Below are 18,752 nucleotides of genomic sequence, written 5' to 3'. Positions count from 1 at the left end.
TTCAGCCAGCGGAAGATCCGCAAACTGAAGTCGACACAACACTGGACAGATCATCCAGTGCCCCGACTAACGCCACTTGTCTCATCTAGTACACATGTACGTTATCGAATCAGGGCCAGATCGCCAAGGGGGCTGCAAATTTGCTGGTTGAGAGCAAATCCAGCCCTTCCGGCAAACCCTCTCGGTCGGCCGGACGCAGATATCCCCAATCGGCCAAAAAGCACTTCAGGCCTTCAAGCCCAGGCGTCTCCAACACCACTTCAAGGGTGGCCCGCCGGTCTTCCACAAAACCCTTTAGCGCCCATTCGCGGCGCAAGCGGAGTAACACCTCAGGCTTGGGGCCGGACTCTCTGCCATCGAGGCGTACGGGTCGAAGCTGAAAAGCATCAAGCAACTCATCCGTGAAATCTCGCCCTTTTGTGGTGAGCACAGACCAAGCCACACCCTCCTCCTCCAACCCAGCCAAACGCTCCTGCACCCCTTTAAACGGCCGATGCAAGGCCACCCAACCAGCACGATCGCCGGACACGGCCTGACGACGAACACGTTCGAGGGAGTCTTGTAGCAGCGACGGTTTCCAGCCAAACCGATCGAGACCAGCTCGAAGCTGTTGGTCATAATCCGCGGCGAAAGCATCAACACCAAGACGCTGCAACGGTCCGTCTGACTCTTGAAGGAACGCAGCGATCAGGACCATCTCCCAGCCGTGATGCACCCAGGGGCGCAATTGACGAAAGCGACTCGGTGTTTGCTCAGGCAAAAACACTCCCTGGAGAAGGGATAGACAAGCTTTTCGAGAACTCGACCAGTACTCATCCATCCCGTCGAGGATCACCCCATCGAAATCGAAAACGAGGAGAGGCTGCAACGACACCGGAAATCCGGAAAAACTGGGCCGCTAGGATTCGAACCTAGGAATGGCGAGACCAAAACCCGCTGCCTTACCGCTTGGCGACGGCCCATTAACCCCAGCTCAGCACCACCAAACTGGTGATCCCTGCTAGCGCATACATAGTTACCCACAACATAGTGACCTTCGTCAATCCACCTCTCACAACCAATCCCTGATTCAGGGTGGAAATACTCTCAGGCGCCGCTGGCCACTGCTGCCGTATACATCGCTGCGAAGGCGATAGCGAGTCACAAGGTCTGCCTGCATTTGGCGCACGTCTTCGCTGCGGGGAAGGAGCTCCACGGGACGGCCCTGCGGAACCACCACTTGCTCGACAGCCAAGCGGCATTCCTCAAGAGCGGCAGAGGCGTCGAACTGATCACCAGAGTCCGCTGCGTCTCGATGACTCGCACCTGAATCACGGCGCATCAACAGACGCTCCAAAGCCCTCTCCACTTGAGGAAGGGTGTCGGATTTGATCACCAAAATCGGGACACCAGCGTCTCTCGCTTGACGGCGCAGTTCAGGTTGACGACCAAGGCCTTGGCGAACGCTCAGCACCACATCGGCCTGCATCAGATCTTCCACGGCCTGAACAGCCCAGTCATGACGGCGAACCGCTTCATCCAGCCGTTGCTCACTCAGGCCGCAACACAGAACCTGGAACAACTTGGGCGGTGCCTGAGGCATCATCCTTTCTGGCTGCGCAACACCCACTCCTAAGGGTTGACGTGGGGTTGAATCCACGGGGTCTGGAAGCGGAACCGGCGCCAAGGAAGGACGCCTTAAGGGCGAGGGCGACACCTGGAGAGGTTCCACCCGAAGAACGCGTCCATCCGAAGCCATTTTTCGCTCCTCAGAACTGGGCACTTGCCCGCGCAGCAAGGCATCAACCGCTCGTCCCACCTCTCGATAAACAGCCCAGCGACTGCGACTGTGCATCTCCACAGCCATGGTGAAGGTGGGTTCCGCTGCCCGTTCGAGCACCGTTTTCTGACTGCGACGACGGCGAGCCTCATCATCGCCAAGGGTGACGGATTCAATGCCGCCAACTAGATCACACAAAGTGGGATTTTTGATCAAATTGGACAGGGCATTTCCGTGCGCTGTCGCCACCAAGGTCACACCCCGTTCAGCAATCGTGCGGGCTGCACGCGCCTCCAACTCGGTACCGATTTCATCAATGACGATCACTTCGGGCATGTGGTTTTCCACGGCCTCGATCATCACGTGATGCTGAAGCTCTGGTCGAGCCACCTGCATGCGCCGCGCTCGACCAATCGCTGGATGAGGGATATCACCATCCCCGGCAATTTCATTGCTGGTATCGATCACCACGACACGCTTACCCAGGTCATCCGCGAGCACACGAGCGATCTCGCGCAAAGCAGTGGTTTTACCGACCCCAGGCCGGCCCATGAGAAGCAAGGAGTCACCGCTATCGAGAAGATCGCGCACCATCTCCACCGTCCCAAACACAGCGCGCCCAACGCGGCAGGTCAGGCCCACCACTTCACCTCGACGATTACGAATGGCACTGATGCGATGCAAGGTTCGCTCAATACCCGCCCTGTTGTCGGAACCAAACTCACCAAGACGTTCCACCATCGCCTTCAGATCAGCACGCGTAATGCTGCTGTCTCCAAGAGGGATCGACCAACCGGAATAACGGGCTTCTGGAAGACGTCCAAGGTCGAGAACAACCTCAAGGAGTTGGTCTCTCGACTCCGGCGAAGCCAACGAGGCTTGGAGCTCTGCAGGAAGCAAAGAGACGAGTCGGTTTAAGTCGTCGGTAATGCGCTCGGTCGTCATGGCTCACTCGCCCATCAGTCGGACCAAAAACAGTCATAGCAAGTGGAACACGGGGTCGGTGTTCGATCAGCTACGCCTCAACCAGGGCGTAATCAATGTGCGCGCAGCTTGAAGAGACTGAGCCCAGCCATCCGGCCAATCGCGCAAGCGAGATCCTTGGTCTTGCGCAGCTTGAAAAAAGGGCTGAACGAGCGTTCTAGCCACACCACCAAAAGCAACACCAGCAGGTCCAATCGACCCGCCTTGGCATGGGAGCAAACCAAGTGTTGCTGTGTTGGTCCCACCAGCCAACTGCAATGGCCCAGGCGGTGCTAGGGGCTGAATCTGCTCCCAAAGGCCAACGGCCGAACGAGCAGTTCCAACCCCAAGATCTCCGCTCATCGGACGGCCATCTAGTTGCCAAAGCGGGCGTTGCTGGTATGCACGCAAGGCCTGATGGCGCTGCCACAGTTCTTTGGAAAGAGACTCCACCGTGACCTGATGGCCTTCAAGTCCACAACTCACGGACAGCCGCTTCAAGGGAACATCAGCGAGACGAACCTGTTCAAGGGTGGCCTGAAAAGCATTCAAGCGCCCTGGAGCCGTGTGTATTTCCAATGCATCCGGACGCAAGTCGTGAAGAAGGGGAGCCAAGTCATTCAGACCCACTCGACGATCCAAGGATTCGATCAATTGAGGTGGGCATGCCGGCCAACAGCGACCGCACCCATAGCAAAGCCGTTCATCAACCCCAACCGTCGCTCGGATGGCATCGGCTGGACACACCCGTTCGCAAGGCCGTGAACAATCGGGGGGACAAAGGCCTGGATCGAAAACCGCCTTACGGAAATGGGCATCATTTCCATCGCTCACACTCACCATCAACCAAGGGCGGCGCCCAGTACGCTCCCAGGCCCAATCCAATCCGTCGCGGGCAGCACGCACAACGGCAGCATCAGCGGCCACGTCCACGCAATGAACACCTGCAACTGAAAAGAGCGCACACAGATCCCCAATCGAGGCCAAGTCTTGATTGCTGGCGCCACAAATCAACTTCACCCATGAGCCCTTGGCCAGAGCAAGCTCACCGGCATCCGCTCCCTGAAGAGCCGTTTTAACGGTGCAATTCAGTTGCTCAGCAGCTCCTTCATCGGTTGCCAGCGAAGACTTCGAGCGCCACCCATCTCCACAACCACTTTCAAACGAGGCTCTCGGCGACAAAGATCACATAGAGCCGACAATTCAGAGCGAGATAACACCTGGCCTTCAAGAAGCCAAAGCGCAACAGGCTTTGAGCCAAGCATCGCCTCACCGAGCAGTGGCATCACCTCTTGGACCTCGCCCACAGCGGCACCACGGCCAACGCTTTGATGCCCGAGATGGGGCGGACGGATTCCATGCTTTTGAAACAAAAACACCTCGGGGTCGCCCAAACCGCGGGCAGACGAAAGCTGCGTGCGATAGCCAGCTCCACGCAATCGCCTTAGCAACCGAGTTTCGGCTCCCCCTTCAAGGGGCGCGAAGACTGCCATGCAACCTGCTGACTCCAGCTCACGGCGGAAACCACGACCAGACAGCAGCAGCGGCATGAAATTGGATCGAATGACGAGATTCTGGCAGTTAATCGCCGCCAATTAATAACTTGATCGCAATGCTGTAGTGTCTTTGTTTGCACTGTTGAGCTGTGCCCGTCCGCTAGCCGGGCCTCCAGATCACAGAGCAGGTTCGGCGTTTGCGCCGGATCCTTAGGCCAGCGCAGTCTTACCAATTCATTGGTGGTACTGCCGAGAAACTCACCGAGCAAACCATTGCACGGAAAGTCTCAGCCAGCTGATTCGCTCGCTAGCTCCAATCCGGCTTCTTTTCCGCCACTGGCGAAAGGATGACGGTCATGACTGCGTTAATACGATCAGCGCCCTCTCAGGCCTCTTCATTCCTTAGTGAATAAGCGGTTGTTCACGCTGGCGTTCTTACCTCCATGTCTATCGGCATTCTTGGGAAGAAATTGGGTATGTCCCAGTTCTTCGATGAGCAAGGCAAATCCGTCCCGGTCACATTGATCGAGGCGGGTCCTTGCCGTATCACCCAGCTCAAAAGTTCAGAAACTGACGGCTATCAAGCCGTACAGATCGGCTTTGGCGAGATTCGCGAAAAGCTGATCAATAAACCAGCGAAAGGTCATCTCGCTAAATCTGGCGAAGACCTCGTTCGCCACCTAATTGAGTACCGCGTCGACGATCTCGACGGGATTCAATTAGGTGGAGCGGTCACCGTTGGTGACTTTGCGGCTGGTCAAAAAGTAGACGTCAGTGGCGACACCATGGGTCGTGGCTTTGCTGGTCTGCAAAAGCGCCATGGTTTTAGTCGTGGTCCAATGACGCACGGCTCCAAAAATCATCGCCAACCCGGTTCGATCGGTGCCGGCACAACGCCAGGCAGGATTTATCCAGGCAAACGGATGTCCGGCCGCTACGGCGGCAAAAAAATCACCACGCGTGGTTTGACGATCCTGAAAATCGACAGTGATCGCAACCTTCTCGTTGTGAAAGGTTCTGTTCCTGGAAAACCAGGTTCATTACTGAACATCCGTCCCGCAAACCGGGTGGGCGCCAAGCCCGCTAAAGGAGGTAAGTGATGGCTAATTGCATCGTTCGCGATTGGCAGGGTAAAGAGGCTGGCAAGGCAAGCCTTGACTTAAAGGTTGCCAAAGAGACCAGTGCCCTTGACCTGATGCATCGCGCTGTGCTGCGTCAGCAGGCTCACAGTCGCCAAGGCACCGCAAGCACCCTCACCCGTTCAGAGGTGAGAGGTGGTGGACGCAAGCCCTACAAACAAAAAGGTACGGGCCGTGCACGCCAGGGCTCTGTTCGCACCCCACTCCGTCCAGGTGGTGGCATCATTTTTGGACCCAAGCCCAGGTCGTACAACCTTGCAATGAACCGCAAGGAACGTCGCTCAGCCCTTCGTACCGCTCTCATGGCGCGTATTGAGGATCTCGTGGTGGTGAAGGATTTCGCGACCACGCTGACGACTCCCAAGACCAAAGAGATCATCGACGCTCTGGCGAGGCTTGACGTTTCCGCCACGAGCAAGGTTTTGATCATCCTCATCCAACCTTCCGAAGCGGTGCAACGCTCCATTCGGAATTTGGAAACGGTGAAGCTGATCGCAGCCGACCAACTCAACGTCTTCGATCTGCTCCACGCCAACAAGCTGGTGGTGGGCGAGGACGCTCTCGCAAAGATTCAGGAGGTCTACGGCGATGACTGAGCGCTTCACCGGACGTCTGGCCGATGTGATCCGCCGCCCGCTGATCACTGAAAAGGCCACCCGTGCTCTGGAACAAAACCAGTACACATTCGAGGTGGACCATCGAGCCGCCAAGCCCGACATCAAGGCTGCAGTCGAACAGCTCTTCGATGTCAAGGTCACGGGCATCAGCACCATGAATCCTCCTCGCAGGAGTCGTCGTATCGGCCGTTTTGCCGGTAAACGCGCTCAAGTGAAGAAAGCAGTGGTGCGCCTGGCCGAGGGCAACTCCATCCAACTCTTCCCTGAGTCCTGAGGGGGCTGAATCGTTATGGCAATTCGTACTTTCCGCCCCTACACCCCCGGTACCAGAACCCGGGTAGTCACAGACTTCAGTGAAGTCACCGGCCGCAAGCCGGAACGCTCCTTGGTGGTGTCCAAACACCGCCGCAAAGGACGCAACAATCGCGGTGTGATCACCTGCCGTCATCGCGGCGGTGGTCACAAACGCCTTTATCGCTTGGTCGACTTCCGTCGCAACAAGCATGGTGTTACCGCCAAAGTGGCCGCGATTCATTACGACCCCCACCGCAATGCGCGGTTGGCCCTTCTCTTCTACGCCGATGGCGAGAAGCGCTACATCCTCGCCCCGGCTGGGATCAGCATCGGCCAAACGGTGGTGTCAGGCCCTGAGGTACCGATCGAGGTCGGCAATGCCATGCCGCTCTCAGCCGTTCCCCTTGGTTCAAGTGTTCATTGCGTCGAGCTTTATGCCGGACGCGGTGGTCAGATGGTCCGTACCGCAGGAGCGAGTGCTCAGGTCATGGCCAAAGAGGGCGATTACGTCGCCCTCAAGCTCCCCTCCACAGAGGTACGCCTCGTGAGGCGTGAGTGCTTCGCCACTCTTGGCGAAGTTGGCAATGCCGAAATTCGCAACACCAGCTTGGGTAAAGCTGGTCGCCGCCGTTGGCTGGGGCGTCGTCCCCAGGTCCGAGGCAGCGTGATGAACCCTTGCGATCACCCTCATGGTGGTGGTGAAGGCCGTGCTCCTATTGGGCGCTCGGGTCCTGTCACTCCATGGGGCAAACCCGCTCTTGGCCTAAAAACCCGCAAGCGGAACAAGCCCAGCAACAAGTTCGTCCTCCGGAAACGTCGCAAGACGTCCAAGCGGAGCCGTGGCGGACGCGATTCCTGATGTCACTCACCGCTTTGCAGTTCGCTTAATCCGCCATGGGACGTTCTCTCAAAAAAGGCCCATTTATTGCTGACAGCCTTCTTCGCAAGGTTGAAAAGCAAAACGCTGCTGACGACAAGTCAGTCATCAAAACGTGGTCCAGGGCCTCCACGATTTTGCCGATGATGATCGGCCACACCATTGCCGTTCATAACGGCAGATCCCACGTTCCAGTCTTCGTGACTGAGCAAATGGTGGGGCACAAATTGGGTGAATTCGCACCCACACGCACCTTTAAGGGCCACATCAAAGATAAGAAAGGAGGCCGCTGAGACCATGACAACGTCATCCCCAACGGCAACCACTGCCCAAGCGCACGGCCGCTTCATCCGCGGCTCCGTCTCCAAGGTGCGTCGTGTACTCGATCAAATCCGTGGCCGCACTTACCGCGACGCGCTGATCATGCTCGAGTTCATGCCCTACCGCTCCACCGGTCCGATCACGAAAGTGCTTCGCTCCGCTGTAGCCAATGCCGAACACAACCTTGGACTTGACCCAGCAACCTTGGTCATTTCCCGGGCCATCGCTGACATGGGTCCATCCATGAAGCGGTATCGGCCTCGCGCTCAAGGTCGCGCCTTCGCGATCAAAAAACAGACCTGCCACATCAGCATTGCTGTGGCAGCTCAGACCGACTCCTGACCCCCCGAGCACACCGTCTGAATGGGAAACAAAATCCATCCAACCGGCTACCGCCTGGGGATCACCCAGGAGCACCGGTCACGCTGGTACGCATCCAGCAAAAATTATCCAGCCCTCCTGCAAGAGGACGATCGGATTCGCAAGTTCATTCACAAGAAGTACGGCTCAGCCGGCATCAGCGATGTGCTGATCGCTCGGAAAGCTGATCAACTTGAGGTTGAGCTCAAAACAGCACGCCCCGGTGTGCTGGTTGGCCGTCAAGGCAGCGGAATCGAAGATCTGCGCAGCGGCATTCAAAAGACCGTTGGTGATTCGAGCCGTCAGGTTCGGATCAACGTGGTTGAAGTAGAGCGTGTGGATGCAGACGCTTTCCTTCTTGCTGAGTACATCGCTCAGCAACTTGAGAAACGCGTGGCCTTCCGCCGCACCATCCGCATGGCCGTTCAGCGCGCTCAGCGAGCCGGCGTCCTTGGCCTGAAAATCCAAGTCAGCGGACGCCTGAATGGTGCCGAAATCGCCCGTACAGAATGGACGCGTGAAGGACGTGTGCCCTTGCACACCCTTCGCGCCGAAATTGATTACGCAACCAAAGTGGCCAGTACGACTTATGGCGTTCTGGGCATCAAGGTTTGGGTCTTTAAGGGAGAAGTTTTGAGCGACGACTCCCAGCAGCAGATCCCGGTGGGAGCCAATCCCCGCCGTCGGGGCGGTCGTAGGCCCCAACAGTTCGAAGACCGCTCAAACGAGGGTTGAACCGGAGGCCTAAATCATGCTGAGTCCAAAAAGAGTCAAATTCCGCAAACAACAGCGAGGCCGCATGCGCGGTGTCGCCACCAGAGGCAACACCATTGCCTTCGGTGAATTTGGTTTGCAAGCCCAAGAGTGCGGCTGGATTACTTCGCGTCAAATCGAAGCCAGCCGACGTGCCATGACCCGCTACGTCAAACGTGGCGGAAAAATCTGGATTCGAATCTTTCCTGATAAGCCCGTCACCATGCGTGCCGCCGAAACCCGTATGGGTTCTGGTAAGGGCAACCCAGAGTTCTGGGTTGCTGTGATCAAGCCAGGCAGGATTCTGTTCGAGATGGGCGGTGAGGAAATCACCCCTGAAATTGCAAAGGAAGCGATGCGCCTCGCGCAATACAAGCTTCCTGTCAAAACAAAGTTCATCTCTCTCGATGAACAGGAACAGCCAGCCGGCACTAAGGCTGCTGCCTCTTCAACCGTGGAGTCCTGACCATGGCACGTCCTACAGCAACAGATCTGCGCCAATTGTCTGACGCAGATGTCACCGAACAAATCGACGGCCTCCGCCGCGAATTGTTCGAACTCCGATTCCAGCAGGCCACTCGCCAGCTGGGCAACACGCACCGCTTCAAGGAGAGCCGTCTCAAACTGGCTCAGTTGCTGACGGTGCAATCGGAGCGCAAGCGCTCCGCTGCTTCCTGATCCTTAAGGAGAACCTTCCATGGCACTCAAAGAAAGGGTCGGCACCGTCGTCAGCGACAAGATGGACAAAACGGTGGTTGTGGCGGTCGAGAACCGCTTCCCCCACCCCATCTATCAAAAGACGGTCAGCCGCACCACCCGCTACAAAGCCCACGACGAAGACAACGCTTGTCGCGTTGGTGACCGTGTCCGGATTACCGAGACGCGTCCACTGAGCCGCCACAAGCGCTGGGCGATTGCTGAAGTTCTCAGTAAGAGCCCAAAAGCTGAGGAGGTGTCCAAGTGATTCAGCAGGAAAGCTTCCTCACCGTTGCTGACAACAGTGGCGCCAAACGGATCCAATGCATTCGTGTTCTCGGCACCAATCGTCGCTACGCGCACGTTGGTGATGTCATCGTGGCCACCGTCAAGGATGCGATGCCCAACATGGGCGTCAAAAAGTCAGACATCGTCAAAGCCGTCGTGGTTCGGACCAAAGCCACCATGCGTCGCGATACGGGTAACTCCATTCGTTTTGATGACAACGCAGCCGTGATCATCAACGACGACAAAAATCCAAAAGGCACTCGTGTCTTTGGACCGGTTGCCCGTGAATTGCGGGAACGCAGTTTCACCAAAATCGTGTCCCTCGCTCCGGAGGTGATCTGAAATGGCTACCGCAACATCCAAAGCAGCCCCAGCTGAGCGCATCAAGATGCGCCTTCGTAAAGGCGACACCGTTCAGGTGATTGCCGGCAAAGACAAAGGCAAAACAGGAGAAGTCCTGCGCACCTTGCCAGACGTAAACCGGGTGATCGTGGAGGGACTCAATATGAGAACCCGTCACGTGAAGCCCACACAAGAAGGCGAAACTGGACGAATTGTCACTGAAGAAGCATCACTCCATGCTTCCAACGTGATGTTTTATTCCACAGCCAAAAAGGTTGCCAGTCGCATTGAACTGATTACCGAAAAAGACGGCAGCAAAAAGCGCCGCCTCAAGAAAACAGGCGAAGTGATCGACTGATCACCTCAATTGCTCTTCTGACAAAGCCCAGAAGTCCTTTCCCCCAGCCATGTCACTAAAACAGCGCTATCGGGAGACCATTCAGCCAAAATTGCTGAAAGACTTGAGTCTCTCCAACATTCATGAAGTTCCCAAGGTGCTGAAAGTCACCGTTAACCGCGGACTCGGCGAAGCAGCCACCAATGCAAAGTCTCTCGAGGCTTCGGTGAACGAATTGGCCCAAATCACAGGCCAAAAAGTTGTCATCACCAGAGCCAAGAAAGCCATTGCAGCTTTCAAAATCCGCCAGGGAATGCCGATTGGATGTGCTGTCACCCTCCGAGGTGATCGCATGTATGCGTTCCTAGAACGCTTCATCAACTTGGCGCTGCCCCGCATTCGGGATTTTCGAGGCGTCAGCCCGAAAAGTTTTGATGGCCGTGGGAATTACACCGTGGGAGTTAGAGAGCAAATCATCTTCCCTGAAATCTCCTTCGACAAGATCGATGCCATCAGAGGCATGGACATCACAATTGTGACGTCTGCCCGCACGGATGAAGAGGGCCGGGCCCTCCTCCGCGAGATGGGAATGCCATTCCGCAGCAACTGAGCCCCCCTCGGAAACCACTATGGCTAATCACGACCCAATTTCCGACATGCTCACTCGCATCCGCAATGCGAGTGAAAAACGTCACGAGTCCACAAAAGTTCCAGCTTCTCGCATGTCCCGCAGCATTGCCAAAGTGCTGCAACAAGAGGGATTTATCGCTGAAATCAGCGAGCAAGGCGAGGGCATTCGCACCGAATTGGTGCTGGAGCTCAAGTACAGCGGCAAACACCGCCAACCCACCATTCGCTCCATGCAACGGGTCAGTAAGCCTGGCCTTCGCATTTACAAAAACACGCGCGGCCTGCCCAAGGTCCTCGGAGGACTAGGGGTAGCCATCATCTCCACCTCCAAAGGAGTGATGAGCGACCGCGACGCCCGCAAGCAAGGCGTGGGCGGCGAAGTGCTCTGCTACGTCTATTGACCCGGAACCTGAACCATGTCACGTATTGGTAAAAACCCAGTCCCCATTCCCGACAAGGTGAATGTCACACTCGACGGTCTCGCCGTCACAGTGAAGGGACCCAAGGGTGAGCTCAAGCGCACCCTTCCTATTGGTGTAAGTGTCAGCCAGGTGGATAACTCCATCGTGGTGGCACCAACCAGCACAAAACGCACATCCCGTGAACGCCACGGTCTTTGCAGAACTCTCGTCTCCAACATGGTGATCGGAGTCAGCGAGGGTTACTCCAAAAAGCTTGAGATCGTTGGCGTGGGCTCAAGAGCCCAGGTCAAAGGCAAAACCCTTGTGGTGAGCGCTGGCTACAGCCACCCCGTTGAAATGGTGCCCCCTGAAGGCATCACTTTCACGGTTGAGAACAACACCAACGTCACCGTTTCAGGCACCGACAAGGAATTGGTTGGCAATGAAGCCGCCAAGATCCGCGCCATTCGTCCTCCCGAGCCCTACAAAGGCAAAGGGATTAAATATGCGGGCGAACGCATCCTGCGTAAGGCAGGCAAGTCGGGCAAGAAGTAATTCCCTGCCAGACACCCTTCAGCTTTACCCACCATGTCGATCCTTTCCCGCAAACAGCAGACCCAGAAACGCCACAGGCGTCTGCGTCGCCATCTCAGTGGCACTGCCGATCGTCCCAGACTGGCCGTGTTTCGCTCCAACAGTCACATCTACGCTCAGTTGATCGACGACGAAGCTCAGAGCACTCTGTGTTCTGCTTCAACCCTCGATAAAGATCTGCGATCCAGCCTCAAAGCTGATGGCAGTAGCTGTGATGCGTCAGTTGCCGTTGGCGACTTAGTGGCCAAACGTGCCATTGCCAAAGGCATTCAACAAGTTGTCTTCGACCGAGGCGGCAACCTGTACCACGGCCGGGTGAAAGCCCTTGCCGATGCCGCCCGGGAAGCGGGCCTTCAGTTCTGATCCTGCTCTCACTATGACGACCGAACCCAACAACCAGACCACCTCCAACGACGTGCCATCGGCTTCTGACGTTCCGGCAGCAGCTGAAGGTCAGGGCCAACAACAGGAGCAGCGCCGCGGCGGTGGCGGCGGCGGCGGTCGCGGTGACCGTCGCGGCGGTCGCGGCGACCGTCGCCGCGGTCAAGAACGTGATTCCGAATGGCAAGAGCGCGTTGTGCAGATCCGAAGGGTCTCCAAAACTGTCAAAGGCGGCAAAAAGATGAGCTTTCGCGCCATCGTTGTTGTCGGCAATGAGCGCGGTCAGGTCGGCGTTGGTGTCGGCAAGGCCGGCGATGTCATCGGTGCCGTACGCAAAGGCGTGGCCGATGCCAAAAAGCACCTGGTGAAAGTGCCTCTGACTCGCCACAACTCGATCCCGACTCTGTCGAATGGTCGTGAAGGCGCAGCAAGTGTTCTCATCCGCCCAGCAGCGCCTGGTACTGGTGTAATTGCCGGTGGATCCATCCGCACAGTGCTCGAGCTCGCAGGCATTAAAAATGTCTTAGCGAAACGCCTAGGAAGTAAAACTCCTCTCAATAATGCTCGGGCTGCCATGGTGGCCCTACAACTGCTCCGCACTCACAAGGAGACAGCCAAGGAACGGGGGATCTCCCTCGAGCAGATCTACTCCTGATTTCCTCCCATGACTCTCAGACTCGAATCTCTTAAACCCAATAAAGGTGCTCGTCGGCGCAAATTGCGTAAGGGACGTGGCATTGCAGCTGGTCAAGGTGCCAGCTGTGGTTTCGGCATGCGCGGACAAAAGTCCCGCTCAGGTCGTCCCACCCGCCCTGGATTTGAAGGCGGTCAGATGCCGCTTTACCGCCGGGTGCCGAAGCTCAAGCACTTCACCCTGGTCAATCCGAAGTCATTCACCGTCCTCAATGTGAGTGCCATGAATGACATCAAGGCAGGCAGCACAGTCAATCTCGACTCGCTTGTCAAAGACGGCATTGTGACCAGTCCTAGGAGTCCTCTCAAGATTCTTGGCAACGGTGAACTCAAAGCAAAGCTCACCGTTCAGGCTGCTGCCTTTACAGCCTCTGCACGCGCCAAAATTGAAGCTGCCGGTGGGACCTGTGAGGTTCTCGACTGATCTCGCCCATACGATCTGCTCCGTGCAGATCTAAGGTCTGAGCCGTCCCACTGGATTCCGATCCGGGGACGGCTTTGCTGCATCAGCCCCATTCTTTTCTTCCTTCTCCATGCTTGTCAGTCGGGGACGTAACCCCAGCGCCACTGAAGTGATTACCCAGTTGGTGCAGAACCCTGAGCTGCGCGGCCGGGTTCTCACAACGTTGGGGCTGCTCATGCTTGTCCGTTTGGGGATTTACATCCCCATGCCTGGGATCGATCGTGTTGCTTTTGAGCAATTTATTGAGCAGGGCGGAACACTCATTGGTTTCCTTGACATCTTTACTGGCGGCGGAATCTCCACGCTTGGCGTTTTTGCACTGGGCATCCTGCCGTTCATCAACGCCTCGATCATTATTCAATTGCTTACAGCCTCGCTCCCCCAGCTCGAGGACTTACAGAAAAACGAAGGCGAAGCAGGGCGTCGCAAAATTGCCCAAATCACCCGCTACGTGGCGTTGGGATGGGGAACGGTCCAGAGCGTCATTTTTGCGATGATTCTTCGCCAATACGCCGTCGAAGGATTAAGCGACGTCGTCTTTGTCGTGCAGACAGCGCTGGCGTTGGTCACTGGCTCGATGATTGTGATGTGGCTCAGTGAAGTCATCACAGAACGAGGCATCGGACAAGGAGCATCCCTTGTGATCTTTCTGAATATCGTGGCCACCCTGCCGAAGGCGTTGGGTTCAACGATTGAGAAGGCTCAGACGGGAGACCGGGGAGATGTCGTTGGAATCATTGTCCTGGTCTTGGTGTTCCTGATCACAATTGTTGGAATCATCTTTGTCCAGGAGGGTGCAAGACGTTTACCTATCGTCAGCGCCAAGCGCCAGGTAGGAGGTACAGCGCTCCTCCCTAGTCGTCAGAGTTATCTCCCCCTCAAGCTCAATGCCGGTGGAGTGATGCCAATTATTTTCGCGTCAGCCCTCATCTTTTTGCCGATCACAGTCGCGAACGTCACCAATAATCCACTTCTGATTCGAGCAGCGAGTGCCTTAAATCCGAGCGCAGCCAATCCATGGCCATACGCGATCGTGTTTTTCTCCCTGATTTTGGGATTCGCCTATTTCTATTCGTCGCTTTCCCTCAACCCGAGTGACATCGCCACCAACCTCAAACGAGGCGGGGTGGCTATCCCAGGAGTGAGACCCGGAAGTGCAACAGCGGCCTATCTAGAAGGAGTCAAAAATAGATTGACTCTTCTTGGCGGACTTTTCCTCGGCGCTGTGGCCATTATTCCCTCAGCCGTTGAAAGAGCCACAGGAGTGACAACCTTCCAAGGGCTTGGAGCCACCTCACTTCTGATCCTGGTAGGTGTCGCCATCGACACCGCCAAGCAGGTTCAGACCTACGTGATCTCGCAGCGTTACGAGGGACTCGTTCGCCAATAAGCATCCCACCAGTCAACCCAATTTCCATGAAACAACGACTGCTTTTTTTAGGCCCTCCCGGCGCTGGTAAAGGAACCCAAGCGGCACTTTTATGTGATCGTCATGGCTTGCGTCACCTCTCAACCGGCGACCTCCTTCGAGCGGAAGTCTCTGCTGGAACCGAACTTGGCAAACAAGCCGAAACCGTGATGAATCGCGGTGAGCTTGTAACCGACTCACTCGTACTCGCCATCGTGAAAGCTCAGCTCGGAGCGCTGAATGGCCAAGGATGGCTGTTGGATGGATTCCCCCGCAATGTTGCACAGGCAGAAGCGCTCGATCCACTGCTCCAAGAGCTCAACCAACCCATCGAAGCCGTGGTGCTCCTTGCCCTGGATGATGCTGTTCTCATCGAACGTTTGCTCTCGAGGGGGCGTGACGACGACAACGAAGCCGTGATCCGCAATCGACTCGTGGTCTACGCAGACAAAACAGAGCCCCTGATTGAGCATTACCGACAACGCGGTTTGCTCCAATCGGTGGAAGCCCATGGCAGCATCGAGGCGATCACCGATCGCATCGAAGGTGTTCTTGCCTAGGTCGCTGTGTTAAATTCGCTGTTTGGAATTTTGGAGAGCCACACCCCATGAAGGTGCGCGCCTCGGTCAAGAAAATGTGTGAAAAGTGCCGGGTGATTCGTCGCCACGGCCGGGTGATGGTGATTTGCCCAAACCCTAAGCACAAGCAGCGCCAGGGATGATCCCTAGCTCCACACTCTGACCGCATCATTCGCTGCCGAAAGGCGGCAACTGTCCCCCCTCGATTATTTGCTCAGTGGCAAGGATTGCTGGTGTTGACATTCCCCGCGACAAGCGGATCGAAGTCGCACTTACTTACATCTACGGAATCGGCTCAACTCGGGCCAAGACCATCCTCACCAAGGCCGGAGTCAGCCCTGACATCCGCGTCAAGGATTTAGAGGACAACGATGTGCAGAAATTGCGCAACGCCACTGATTCCTTCACAATCGAGGGAGATCTGCGGCGACAAGAGGGCATGGCCCTTAAGCGCCTGCAGGACATTGGTTGCCTGCGTGGTCGTCGTCATCGGATGAGCCTTCCAGTGCGCGGTCAACGCACCCGCACCAACGCCCGTACCCGCCGTGGCGCAAGGAAGACCGTGGCCGGCAAGAAGAAATAAGCCTGCCCGATTCAATCGGTCTCTCTCTTCATTCATTACAGCCCTACCCCCCTCAGGCTCTAGCCCATGGCCAAGCCAGCAAAAAAATCAGGCCCCAAGAAGGCCAAGCGCAACGTCCCCAACGGCGTTGCCCACATTCAAAGCACGTTTAACAACACGATCGTGTCGATTACCGACACCACTGGAGAAGTTATCTCCTGGTCATCTTCTGGAGCCAGTGGGTTTAAAGGGGCTCGCAAAGGCACACCTTTTGCTGCTCAGACAGCTGCAGAAGCAGCAGCTCGCCGCGCTCTCGAGCAAGGCATGCGCCAAATTGAAGTTCTTGTTCGTGGACCAGGTTCAGGACGGGAAACAGCTATTCGCGCCCTCCAAGTTGCTGGCCTGGAGATCACCCTGATCCGCGACGTCACTCCCCTACCCCACAACGGGTGCCGCCGCTCTAAGCGGCGTCGTGTCTGAAGATCTCAGCGAATTAGTCCAGGCCCACCTCACTCTCTCCGCTTCAGCCCGTGTTGCAATACCAGATCGACCGTATCGAGCATCAGATCACAGATGATCGCTCGCAGACCGGTGTTTTTCTCATCGGCCCACTCGAGCGTGGTCAAGCAACGACTCTCGGGAACTCCCTACGAAGGATGCTCATGGGCAACCTCGAGGGCACAGCAGTCACCGCAGTGCGCATTGCTGGTGTTAACCACGAGTACGCCACCATTCCTGGTGTGCGCGAAGACGTGCTTGACATTCTTCTCAACTGCAAGCAGCTCACTGTTAACAGTCGTACAGATGAGCTGGAAATCGGCCGTCTGATCGTCTCTGGGCCCGCAACAGTTAAAGCCAAGGATCTGCAGTTTTCATCACAAGTTCAAGTGGTGGATGGTGAGCGTCAGATTGCCACTGTCAGCGAGGGGCACAGCCTCGAGCTGGAAGTTCATGTTGAGCGCGGCGTTGGTTATCGCCCCGTTGATCGCCACAATGAAGACACCAGTGCAATCGATCTTCTCCAGATCGATGCCGTGTTTATGCCTGTTCACCGCGTGAATTTCACGACGGACGAAACAGCCGTTGCGGAGGGTGGATCGGCTCGCGAACGACTCCGCATGGAAGTTGTCACCGATGGGTCCATGACCCCTGATGACGCGATTGCACAGGCTGCCAATCAGCTCATTGAGCTGTTCCAGCCTCTAGCCACCGTCACCATGGTGGAAGAGCCAGGGTTAGAACCTGAACCTTCTGCTGAAGCTCAAATTCCACTAGAAGAGCTTAATCTTTCTGTTCGGGCTTACAACTGTCTTAAGCGCGCACAGGTGAATTCAGTTTCTGACCTGATGGGTTTCAGTTACGAAGATCTTCTCGAGATCAAAAACTTCGGCTCGAAGTCTGCGGATGAAGTGATCGAAGCTCTCGAGCGCATCGGCATTTCGATCCCCCAAAGTCGCACTAGCGTCTGATCCTTACATCCTCCAGTTTTTTCTCTTAGAACCATGCGCCACCAATGTCGAGTTCCCTTGCTGGGCCGCCCGGCTGACCAACGCAAGGCGTTGCTTCGCGGACTCACAACACAACTCATCCGCGAAGGCAGGGTGACGACAACCAAAGCGCGAGCAAAAGCTCTGCGTGATGAAGCCGAGCGGATGATCACGTTGGCCAAGAACGGCAGTCTTGCCTCAAGGCGTCGCGTGCTGGGCTACGTCTATGACAAGCAGTTGGTGCATGCCCTGTTTGATAAGGCTCCAACGCGTTATGGGGATCGCAACGGCGGCTACACCCGCATCACCCGCACGGTGCCCCGTCGTGGTGACAATGCTGAAATGGCCATTATCGAGCTGGTCTGATTCATTCAATCAGCACAGCTTCATCCGTGTTGCCTGTGGTGCAAAATCCCTCGTCTGAGGCTGAAAGCCCAATTCTTCAAAGAATTGCGATCAGCTTGCAGTACGAGGGATCTTTTTTTTGTGGTTGGCAACGGCAGACCCAGGGTCGTGGTCAGAGCGTGCAGGCAGTCCTGGAAAAAGCGATTGCGGCACTCGATCCGTACCGCCCCATTAAGGCAATTGCAGCTGGAAGAACAGATGCCGGTGTCCATGCCTCAGGGCAAGTGGTGCACTTTGACTGCAACGGTCCGATACCAGCCAGTCGATGGGCACCAGCGCTCAACGGGCGCCTTCCTTCAAGCATCCGCGTGAGAGAAGCAATCCAACGTCCCCTGAGCTGGCATGCCTGCTATTCAGCAAGCTATCGCCGATATCGATACACGATTTACAACGGACGTCGTCCCAATTTATTTTTAGCTCCCTGGAGCTGGCATCGATACCACAGACGACTTGATGAGCAAGCGATGGCACAAGCGCTCTTGGCGTTAATGGGAGAACATGATTTTGCGGCCTTTCAACGCGCAGGCAGTCGCCGATCTCACTCAAGAACAACCATCCAAGACGTCAATATTGAACGTGACGGAGATCTCTTGAGCGTTGAGATTCAAGCCAGCGGCTTCTTATATGGAATGGTTCGACTTTTGATGGGGCAGCTCATCGCTGTCGGTGAACACCGCCTAACCCCAAAGAGATTTGAACAGCGCTGGCGGGAATGTCGACGTGACGAAGTAAGAGAAGCCGCCCCACCCCATGGCCTTTGCCTGCTGAGAGCCGGATACCCGGAGGATCTATTCAGCAAAGGTGGCTGGTACGATTGCCAACCGCGGTTTGCTTTGGCGACATGTGATCCTCCTCCGGATCCTCCGCCTTGGCCGCAAAACCAATAAGCCCATTGCCTGAGCGAACCA

Annotated in this window: 30 protein-coding genes and 1 tRNA gene; 26 read left to right on the top strand and 5 right to left on the bottom strand. The window is 56.3% G+C overall.

Annotated elements, in window-relative coordinates; all coding sequences use genetic code 11:
• Positions 1 to 109: 109 nt before the first annotated feature.
• The 5 genes from SynMVIR181_RS02315 to SynMVIR181_RS02295 all read right to left on the bottom strand — a co-directional run bounded on the left by SynMVIR181_RS02315 (position 110) and on the right by SynMVIR181_RS02295 (position 4,272).
• Positions 110 to 874, bottom strand: coding sequence for an HAD family hydrolase (locus SynMVIR181_RS02315; RefSeq protein ID WP_186589839.1), 765 nt, complete (start codon positions 872 to 874; stop codon positions 110 to 112).
• 16 nt (positions 875 to 890) lie between these two features.
• A tRNA-Gln gene (locus SynMVIR181_RS02310) sits at positions 891 to 962 on the bottom strand.
• A 107-nt stretch (positions 963 to 1,069) separates the two neighbouring features.
• Entirely contained in the window at positions 1,070 to 2,704 is a 1,635-nt protein-coding gene (locus tag SynMVIR181_RS02305; protein ID WP_186589838.1) for an AAA family ATPase, read from the bottom strand.
• Between the two features lie 66 nt (positions 2,705 to 2,770).
• Entirely contained in the window at positions 2,771 to 3,742 is a 972-nt protein-coding gene (locus SynMVIR181_RS02300) for an LdpA C-terminal domain-containing domain (RefSeq protein ID WP_255444489.1), read from the bottom strand.
• Between the two features lie 68 nt (positions 3,743 to 3,810).
• A complete protein-coding gene (locus SynMVIR181_RS02295; RefSeq protein WP_186589837.1) occupies positions 3,811 to 4,272 on the bottom strand; it encodes an NAD(P)H-quinone oxidoreductase subunit N in 462 nt (153 codons plus the stop codon).
• A 389-nt stretch (positions 4,273 to 4,661) separates the two neighbouring features.
• Between SynMVIR181_RS02295 and rplC the strand changes: the two genes are divergently transcribed.
• The 26 genes from rplC (at position 4,662) to truA (ending at position 18,731) form a co-directional block, all read left to right on the top strand.
• On the top strand, positions 4,662 to 5,318 hold the full coding sequence (rplC, locus tag SynMVIR181_RS02290) for a 50S ribosomal protein L3 (RefSeq protein WP_186524585.1): 657 nt from the start codon (positions 4,662 to 4,664) through the stop codon (positions 5,316 to 5,318).
• Complete coding sequence (rplD, locus tag SynMVIR181_RS02285; RefSeq protein WP_186524584.1) at positions 5,318 to 5,953, top strand: 50S ribosomal protein L4; 636 nt, start codon at positions 5,318 to 5,320, stop codon at positions 5,951 to 5,953. Before rplC ends, rplD begins: the two co-directional genes overlap by 1 nt.
• Positions 5,946 to 6,248, top strand: coding sequence for a 50S ribosomal protein L23 (locus tag SynMVIR181_RS02280; RefSeq protein WP_011618397.1), 303 nt, complete (start codon positions 5,946 to 5,948; stop codon positions 6,246 to 6,248). The genes rplD and SynMVIR181_RS02280 overlap by 8 nt, the downstream gene beginning before the upstream one ends.
• 15 nt (positions 6,249 to 6,263) lie before the next feature.
• Positions 6,264 to 7,127 (top strand): 50S ribosomal protein L2, encoded by an 864-nt coding sequence (rplB, locus tag SynMVIR181_RS02275; protein WP_186589836.1) that lies wholly within the window; start codon positions 6,264 to 6,266, stop codon positions 7,125 to 7,127.
• Positions 7,128 to 7,162: 35 nt separating this feature from the next.
• The gene (gene rpsS, locus SynMVIR181_RS02270; RefSeq protein ID WP_186524582.1) at positions 7,163 to 7,438 is read left to right on the top strand and encodes a 30S ribosomal protein S19; all 276 of its coding nucleotides are present in this window, start codon (positions 7,163 to 7,165) and stop codon (positions 7,436 to 7,438) included.
• A gap of 4 nt (positions 7,439 to 7,442) precedes the next feature.
• Positions 7,443 to 7,808, top strand: coding sequence for a 50S ribosomal protein L22 (rplV, locus tag SynMVIR181_RS02265; RefSeq protein WP_186524581.1), 366 nt, complete (start codon positions 7,443 to 7,445; stop codon positions 7,806 to 7,808).
• A 21-nt stretch (positions 7,809 to 7,829) separates the two neighbouring features.
• Positions 7,830 to 8,561: a 30S ribosomal protein S3 gene (gene rpsC, locus SynMVIR181_RS02260; protein WP_186524580.1), complete on the top strand. Its 732-nt coding sequence runs from the start codon at positions 7,830 to 7,832 to the stop codon at positions 8,559 to 8,561.
• A 16-nt stretch (positions 8,562 to 8,577) separates the two neighbouring features.
• Positions 8,578 to 9,045: a 50S ribosomal protein L16 gene (gene rplP / locus SynMVIR181_RS02255; protein WP_186524579.1), complete on the top strand. Its 468-nt coding sequence runs from the start codon at positions 8,578 to 8,580 to the stop codon at positions 9,043 to 9,045.
• 2 nt (positions 9,046 to 9,047) lie between these two features.
• Positions 9,048 to 9,257: a 50S ribosomal protein L29 gene (gene rpmC, locus SynMVIR181_RS02250; RefSeq protein ID WP_006854820.1), complete on the top strand. Its 210-nt coding sequence runs from the start codon at positions 9,048 to 9,050 to the stop codon at positions 9,255 to 9,257.
• 19 nt (positions 9,258 to 9,276) lie between these two features.
• Positions 9,277 to 9,543, top strand: a complete 267-nt coding sequence (gene rpsQ / locus SynMVIR181_RS02245; RefSeq protein WP_186524578.1) for a 30S ribosomal protein S17 — start codon at positions 9,277 to 9,279, stop codon at positions 9,541 to 9,543.
• Positions 9,540 to 9,905 carry a 50S ribosomal protein L14 gene (rplN, locus tag SynMVIR181_RS02240; RefSeq protein WP_186524577.1) on the top strand — a complete coding sequence of 122 codons (366 nt, stop codon included), beginning with the start codon at positions 9,540 to 9,542 and terminating at the stop codon, positions 9,903 to 9,905. Before rpsQ ends, rplN begins: the two co-directional genes overlap by 4 nt.
• A 1-nt stretch (position 9,906) precedes the next feature.
• Entirely contained in the window at positions 9,907 to 10,263 is a 357-nt protein-coding gene (gene rplX / locus SynMVIR181_RS02235; RefSeq protein WP_186589835.1) for a 50S ribosomal protein L24, read from the top strand.
• Between the two features lie 49 nt (positions 10,264 to 10,312).
• Positions 10,313 to 10,852 carry a 50S ribosomal protein L5 gene (rplE, locus tag SynMVIR181_RS02230; protein WP_006854816.1) on the top strand — a complete coding sequence of 180 codons (540 nt, stop codon included), beginning with the start codon at positions 10,313 to 10,315 and terminating at the stop codon, positions 10,850 to 10,852.
• A 19-nt stretch (positions 10,853 to 10,871) separates the two neighbouring features.
• Positions 10,872 to 11,273: a 30S ribosomal protein S8 gene (gene rpsH, locus SynMVIR181_RS02225; protein WP_186524575.1), complete on the top strand. Its 402-nt coding sequence runs from the start codon at positions 10,872 to 10,874 to the stop codon at positions 11,271 to 11,273.
• Between the two features lie 15 nt (positions 11,274 to 11,288).
• Positions 11,289 to 11,828 carry a 50S ribosomal protein L6 gene (gene rplF / locus SynMVIR181_RS02220; protein WP_186589834.1) on the top strand — a complete coding sequence of 180 codons (540 nt, stop codon included), beginning with the start codon at positions 11,289 to 11,291 and terminating at the stop codon, positions 11,826 to 11,828.
• A 33-nt stretch (positions 11,829 to 11,861) separates the two neighbouring features.
• Positions 11,862 to 12,230: a 50S ribosomal protein L18 gene (rplR, locus tag SynMVIR181_RS02215; RefSeq protein WP_186589833.1), complete on the top strand. Its 369-nt coding sequence runs from the start codon at positions 11,862 to 11,864 to the stop codon at positions 12,228 to 12,230.
• 13 nt (positions 12,231 to 12,243) lie between these two features.
• Positions 12,244 to 12,903, top strand: a complete 660-nt coding sequence (gene rpsE, locus SynMVIR181_RS02210; protein ID WP_186524572.1) for a 30S ribosomal protein S5 — start codon at positions 12,244 to 12,246, stop codon at positions 12,901 to 12,903.
• 9 nt (positions 12,904 to 12,912) lie between these two features.
• The gene (rplO, locus tag SynMVIR181_RS02205) at positions 12,913 to 13,365 is read left to right on the top strand and encodes a 50S ribosomal protein L15 (RefSeq protein WP_186524571.1); all 453 of its coding nucleotides are present in this window, start codon (positions 12,913 to 12,915) and stop codon (positions 13,363 to 13,365) included.
• Positions 13,366 to 13,474: 109 nt separating this feature from the next.
• Entirely contained in the window at positions 13,475 to 14,794 is a 1,320-nt protein-coding gene (gene secY, locus SynMVIR181_RS02200) for a preprotein translocase subunit SecY (RefSeq protein WP_186524570.1), read from the top strand.
• Positions 14,795 to 14,820: 26 nt separating this feature from the next.
• Positions 14,821 to 15,372, top strand: a complete 552-nt coding sequence (locus tag SynMVIR181_RS02195) for an adenylate kinase (protein WP_186524569.1) — start codon at positions 14,821 to 14,823, stop codon at positions 15,370 to 15,372.
• A gap of 47 nt (positions 15,373 to 15,419) precedes the next feature.
• Positions 15,420 to 15,533, top strand: a complete 114-nt coding sequence (gene rpmJ / locus SynMVIR181_RS02190; RefSeq protein ID WP_011618382.1) for a 50S ribosomal protein L36 — start codon at positions 15,420 to 15,422, stop codon at positions 15,531 to 15,533.
• 74 nt (positions 15,534 to 15,607) lie between these two features.
• Positions 15,608 to 15,973, top strand: coding sequence for a 30S ribosomal protein S13 (gene rpsM, locus SynMVIR181_RS02185; RefSeq protein WP_186524568.1), 366 nt, complete (start codon positions 15,608 to 15,610; stop codon positions 15,971 to 15,973).
• Between the two features lie 66 nt (positions 15,974 to 16,039).
• Positions 16,040 to 16,432: a 30S ribosomal protein S11 gene (gene rpsK / locus SynMVIR181_RS02180; protein ID WP_186518006.1), complete on the top strand. Its 393-nt coding sequence runs from the start codon at positions 16,040 to 16,042 to the stop codon at positions 16,430 to 16,432.
• Between the two features lie 50 nt (positions 16,433 to 16,482).
• Positions 16,483 to 17,421, top strand: coding sequence for a DNA-directed RNA polymerase subunit alpha (locus tag SynMVIR181_RS02175; protein WP_186589832.1), 939 nt, complete (start codon positions 16,483 to 16,485; stop codon positions 17,419 to 17,421).
• Positions 17,422 to 17,454: 33 nt separating this feature from the next.
• Positions 17,455 to 17,805 (top strand): 50S ribosomal protein L17, encoded by a 351-nt coding sequence (gene rplQ / locus SynMVIR181_RS02170; RefSeq protein WP_006854805.1) that lies wholly within the window; start codon positions 17,455 to 17,457, stop codon positions 17,803 to 17,805.
• A gap of 35 nt (positions 17,806 to 17,840) precedes the next feature.
• On the top strand, positions 17,841 to 18,731 hold the full coding sequence (gene truA, locus SynMVIR181_RS02165) for a tRNA pseudouridine(38-40) synthase TruA (RefSeq protein WP_186589831.1): 891 nt from the start codon (positions 17,841 to 17,843) through the stop codon (positions 18,729 to 18,731).
• Positions 18,732 to 18,752: the final 21 nt, after the last annotated feature.

It is taken from the genome of Synechococcus sp. MVIR-18-1, from assembly GCF_014279835.1.
Lineage (GTDB): Bacteria > Cyanobacteriota > Cyanobacteriia > PCC-6307 > Cyanobiaceae > Synechococcus_C.
Note: the sequence above shows the minus strand (reverse complement) of the source record. Positions and strands in the feature narration are given on the sequence as shown.

Coding starts and splice junctions, on each gene's coding strand:
- SynMVIR181_RS02305 (WP_186589838.1), bottom strand. CDS start 2,704: ATGACGACCGAGCGCATTACCGACGACTTAAACCGACTCGTCTCTTTG.
- rplV (WP_186524581.1), top strand. CDS start 7,443: ATGACAACGTCATCCCCAACGGCAACCACTGCCCAAGCGCACGGCCGC.
- rpsC (WP_186524580.1), top strand. CDS start 7,830: ATGGGAAACAAAATCCATCCAACCGGCTACCGCCTGGGGATCACCCAG.
- rpsH (WP_186524575.1), top strand. CDS start 10,872: ATGGCTAATCACGACCCAATTTCCGACATGCTCACTCGCATCCGCAAT.
- rplD (WP_186524584.1), top strand. CDS start 5,318: ATGGCTAATTGCATCGTTCGCGATTGGCAGGGTAAAGAGGCTGGCAAG.
- rplC (WP_186524585.1), top strand. CDS start 4,662: ATGTCTATCGGCATTCTTGGGAAGAAATTGGGTATGTCCCAGTTCTTC.
- rplF (WP_186589834.1), top strand. CDS start 11,289: ATGTCACGTATTGGTAAAAACCCAGTCCCCATTCCCGACAAGGTGAAT.
- rplR (WP_186589833.1), top strand. CDS start 11,862: ATGTCGATCCTTTCCCGCAAACAGCAGACCCAGAAACGCCACAGGCGT.
- rpmC (WP_006854820.1), top strand. CDS start 9,048: ATGGCACGTCCTACAGCAACAGATCTGCGCCAATTGTCTGACGCAGAT.
- rplQ (WP_006854805.1), top strand. CDS start 17,455: ATGCGCCACCAATGTCGAGTTCCCTTGCTGGGCCGCCCGGCTGACCAA.
- secY (WP_186524570.1), top strand. CDS start 13,475: ATGCTTGTCAGTCGGGGACGTAACCCCAGCGCCACTGAAGTGATTACC.
- SynMVIR181_RS02280 (WP_011618397.1), top strand. CDS start 5,946: ATGACTGAGCGCTTCACCGGACGTCTGGCCGATGTGATCCGCCGCCCG.
- rplP (WP_186524579.1), top strand. CDS start 8,578: ATGCTGAGTCCAAAAAGAGTCAAATTCCGCAAACAACAGCGAGGCCGC.
- SynMVIR181_RS02195 (WP_186524569.1), top strand. CDS start 14,821: ATGAAACAACGACTGCTTTTTTTAGGCCCTCCCGGCGCTGGTAAAGGA.
- SynMVIR181_RS02295 (WP_186589837.1), bottom strand. CDS start 4,272: ATGCCGCTGCTGCTGTCTGGTCGTGGTTTCCGCCGTGAGCTGGAGTCA.
- rplX (WP_186589835.1), top strand. CDS start 9,907: ATGGCTACCGCAACATCCAAAGCAGCCCCAGCTGAGCGCATCAAGATG.
- rplO (WP_186524571.1), top strand. CDS start 12,913: ATGACTCTCAGACTCGAATCTCTTAAACCCAATAAAGGTGCTCGTCGG.
- rpsQ (WP_186524578.1), top strand. CDS start 9,277: ATGGCACTCAAAGAAAGGGTCGGCACCGTCGTCAGCGACAAGATGGAC.
- rpmJ (WP_011618382.1), top strand. CDS start 15,420: ATGAAGGTGCGCGCCTCGGTCAAGAAAATGTGTGAAAAGTGCCGGGTG.
- rpsK (WP_186518006.1), top strand. CDS start 16,040: ATGGCCAAGCCAGCAAAAAAATCAGGCCCCAAGAAGGCCAAGCGCAAC.
- rpsE (WP_186524572.1), top strand. CDS start 12,244: ATGACGACCGAACCCAACAACCAGACCACCTCCAACGACGTGCCATCG.
- rpsS (WP_186524582.1), top strand. CDS start 7,163: ATGGGACGTTCTCTCAAAAAAGGCCCATTTATTGCTGACAGCCTTCTT.
- rplB (WP_186589836.1), top strand. CDS start 6,264: ATGGCAATTCGTACTTTCCGCCCCTACACCCCCGGTACCAGAACCCGG.
- rplE (WP_006854816.1), top strand. CDS start 10,313: ATGTCACTAAAACAGCGCTATCGGGAGACCATTCAGCCAAAATTGCTG.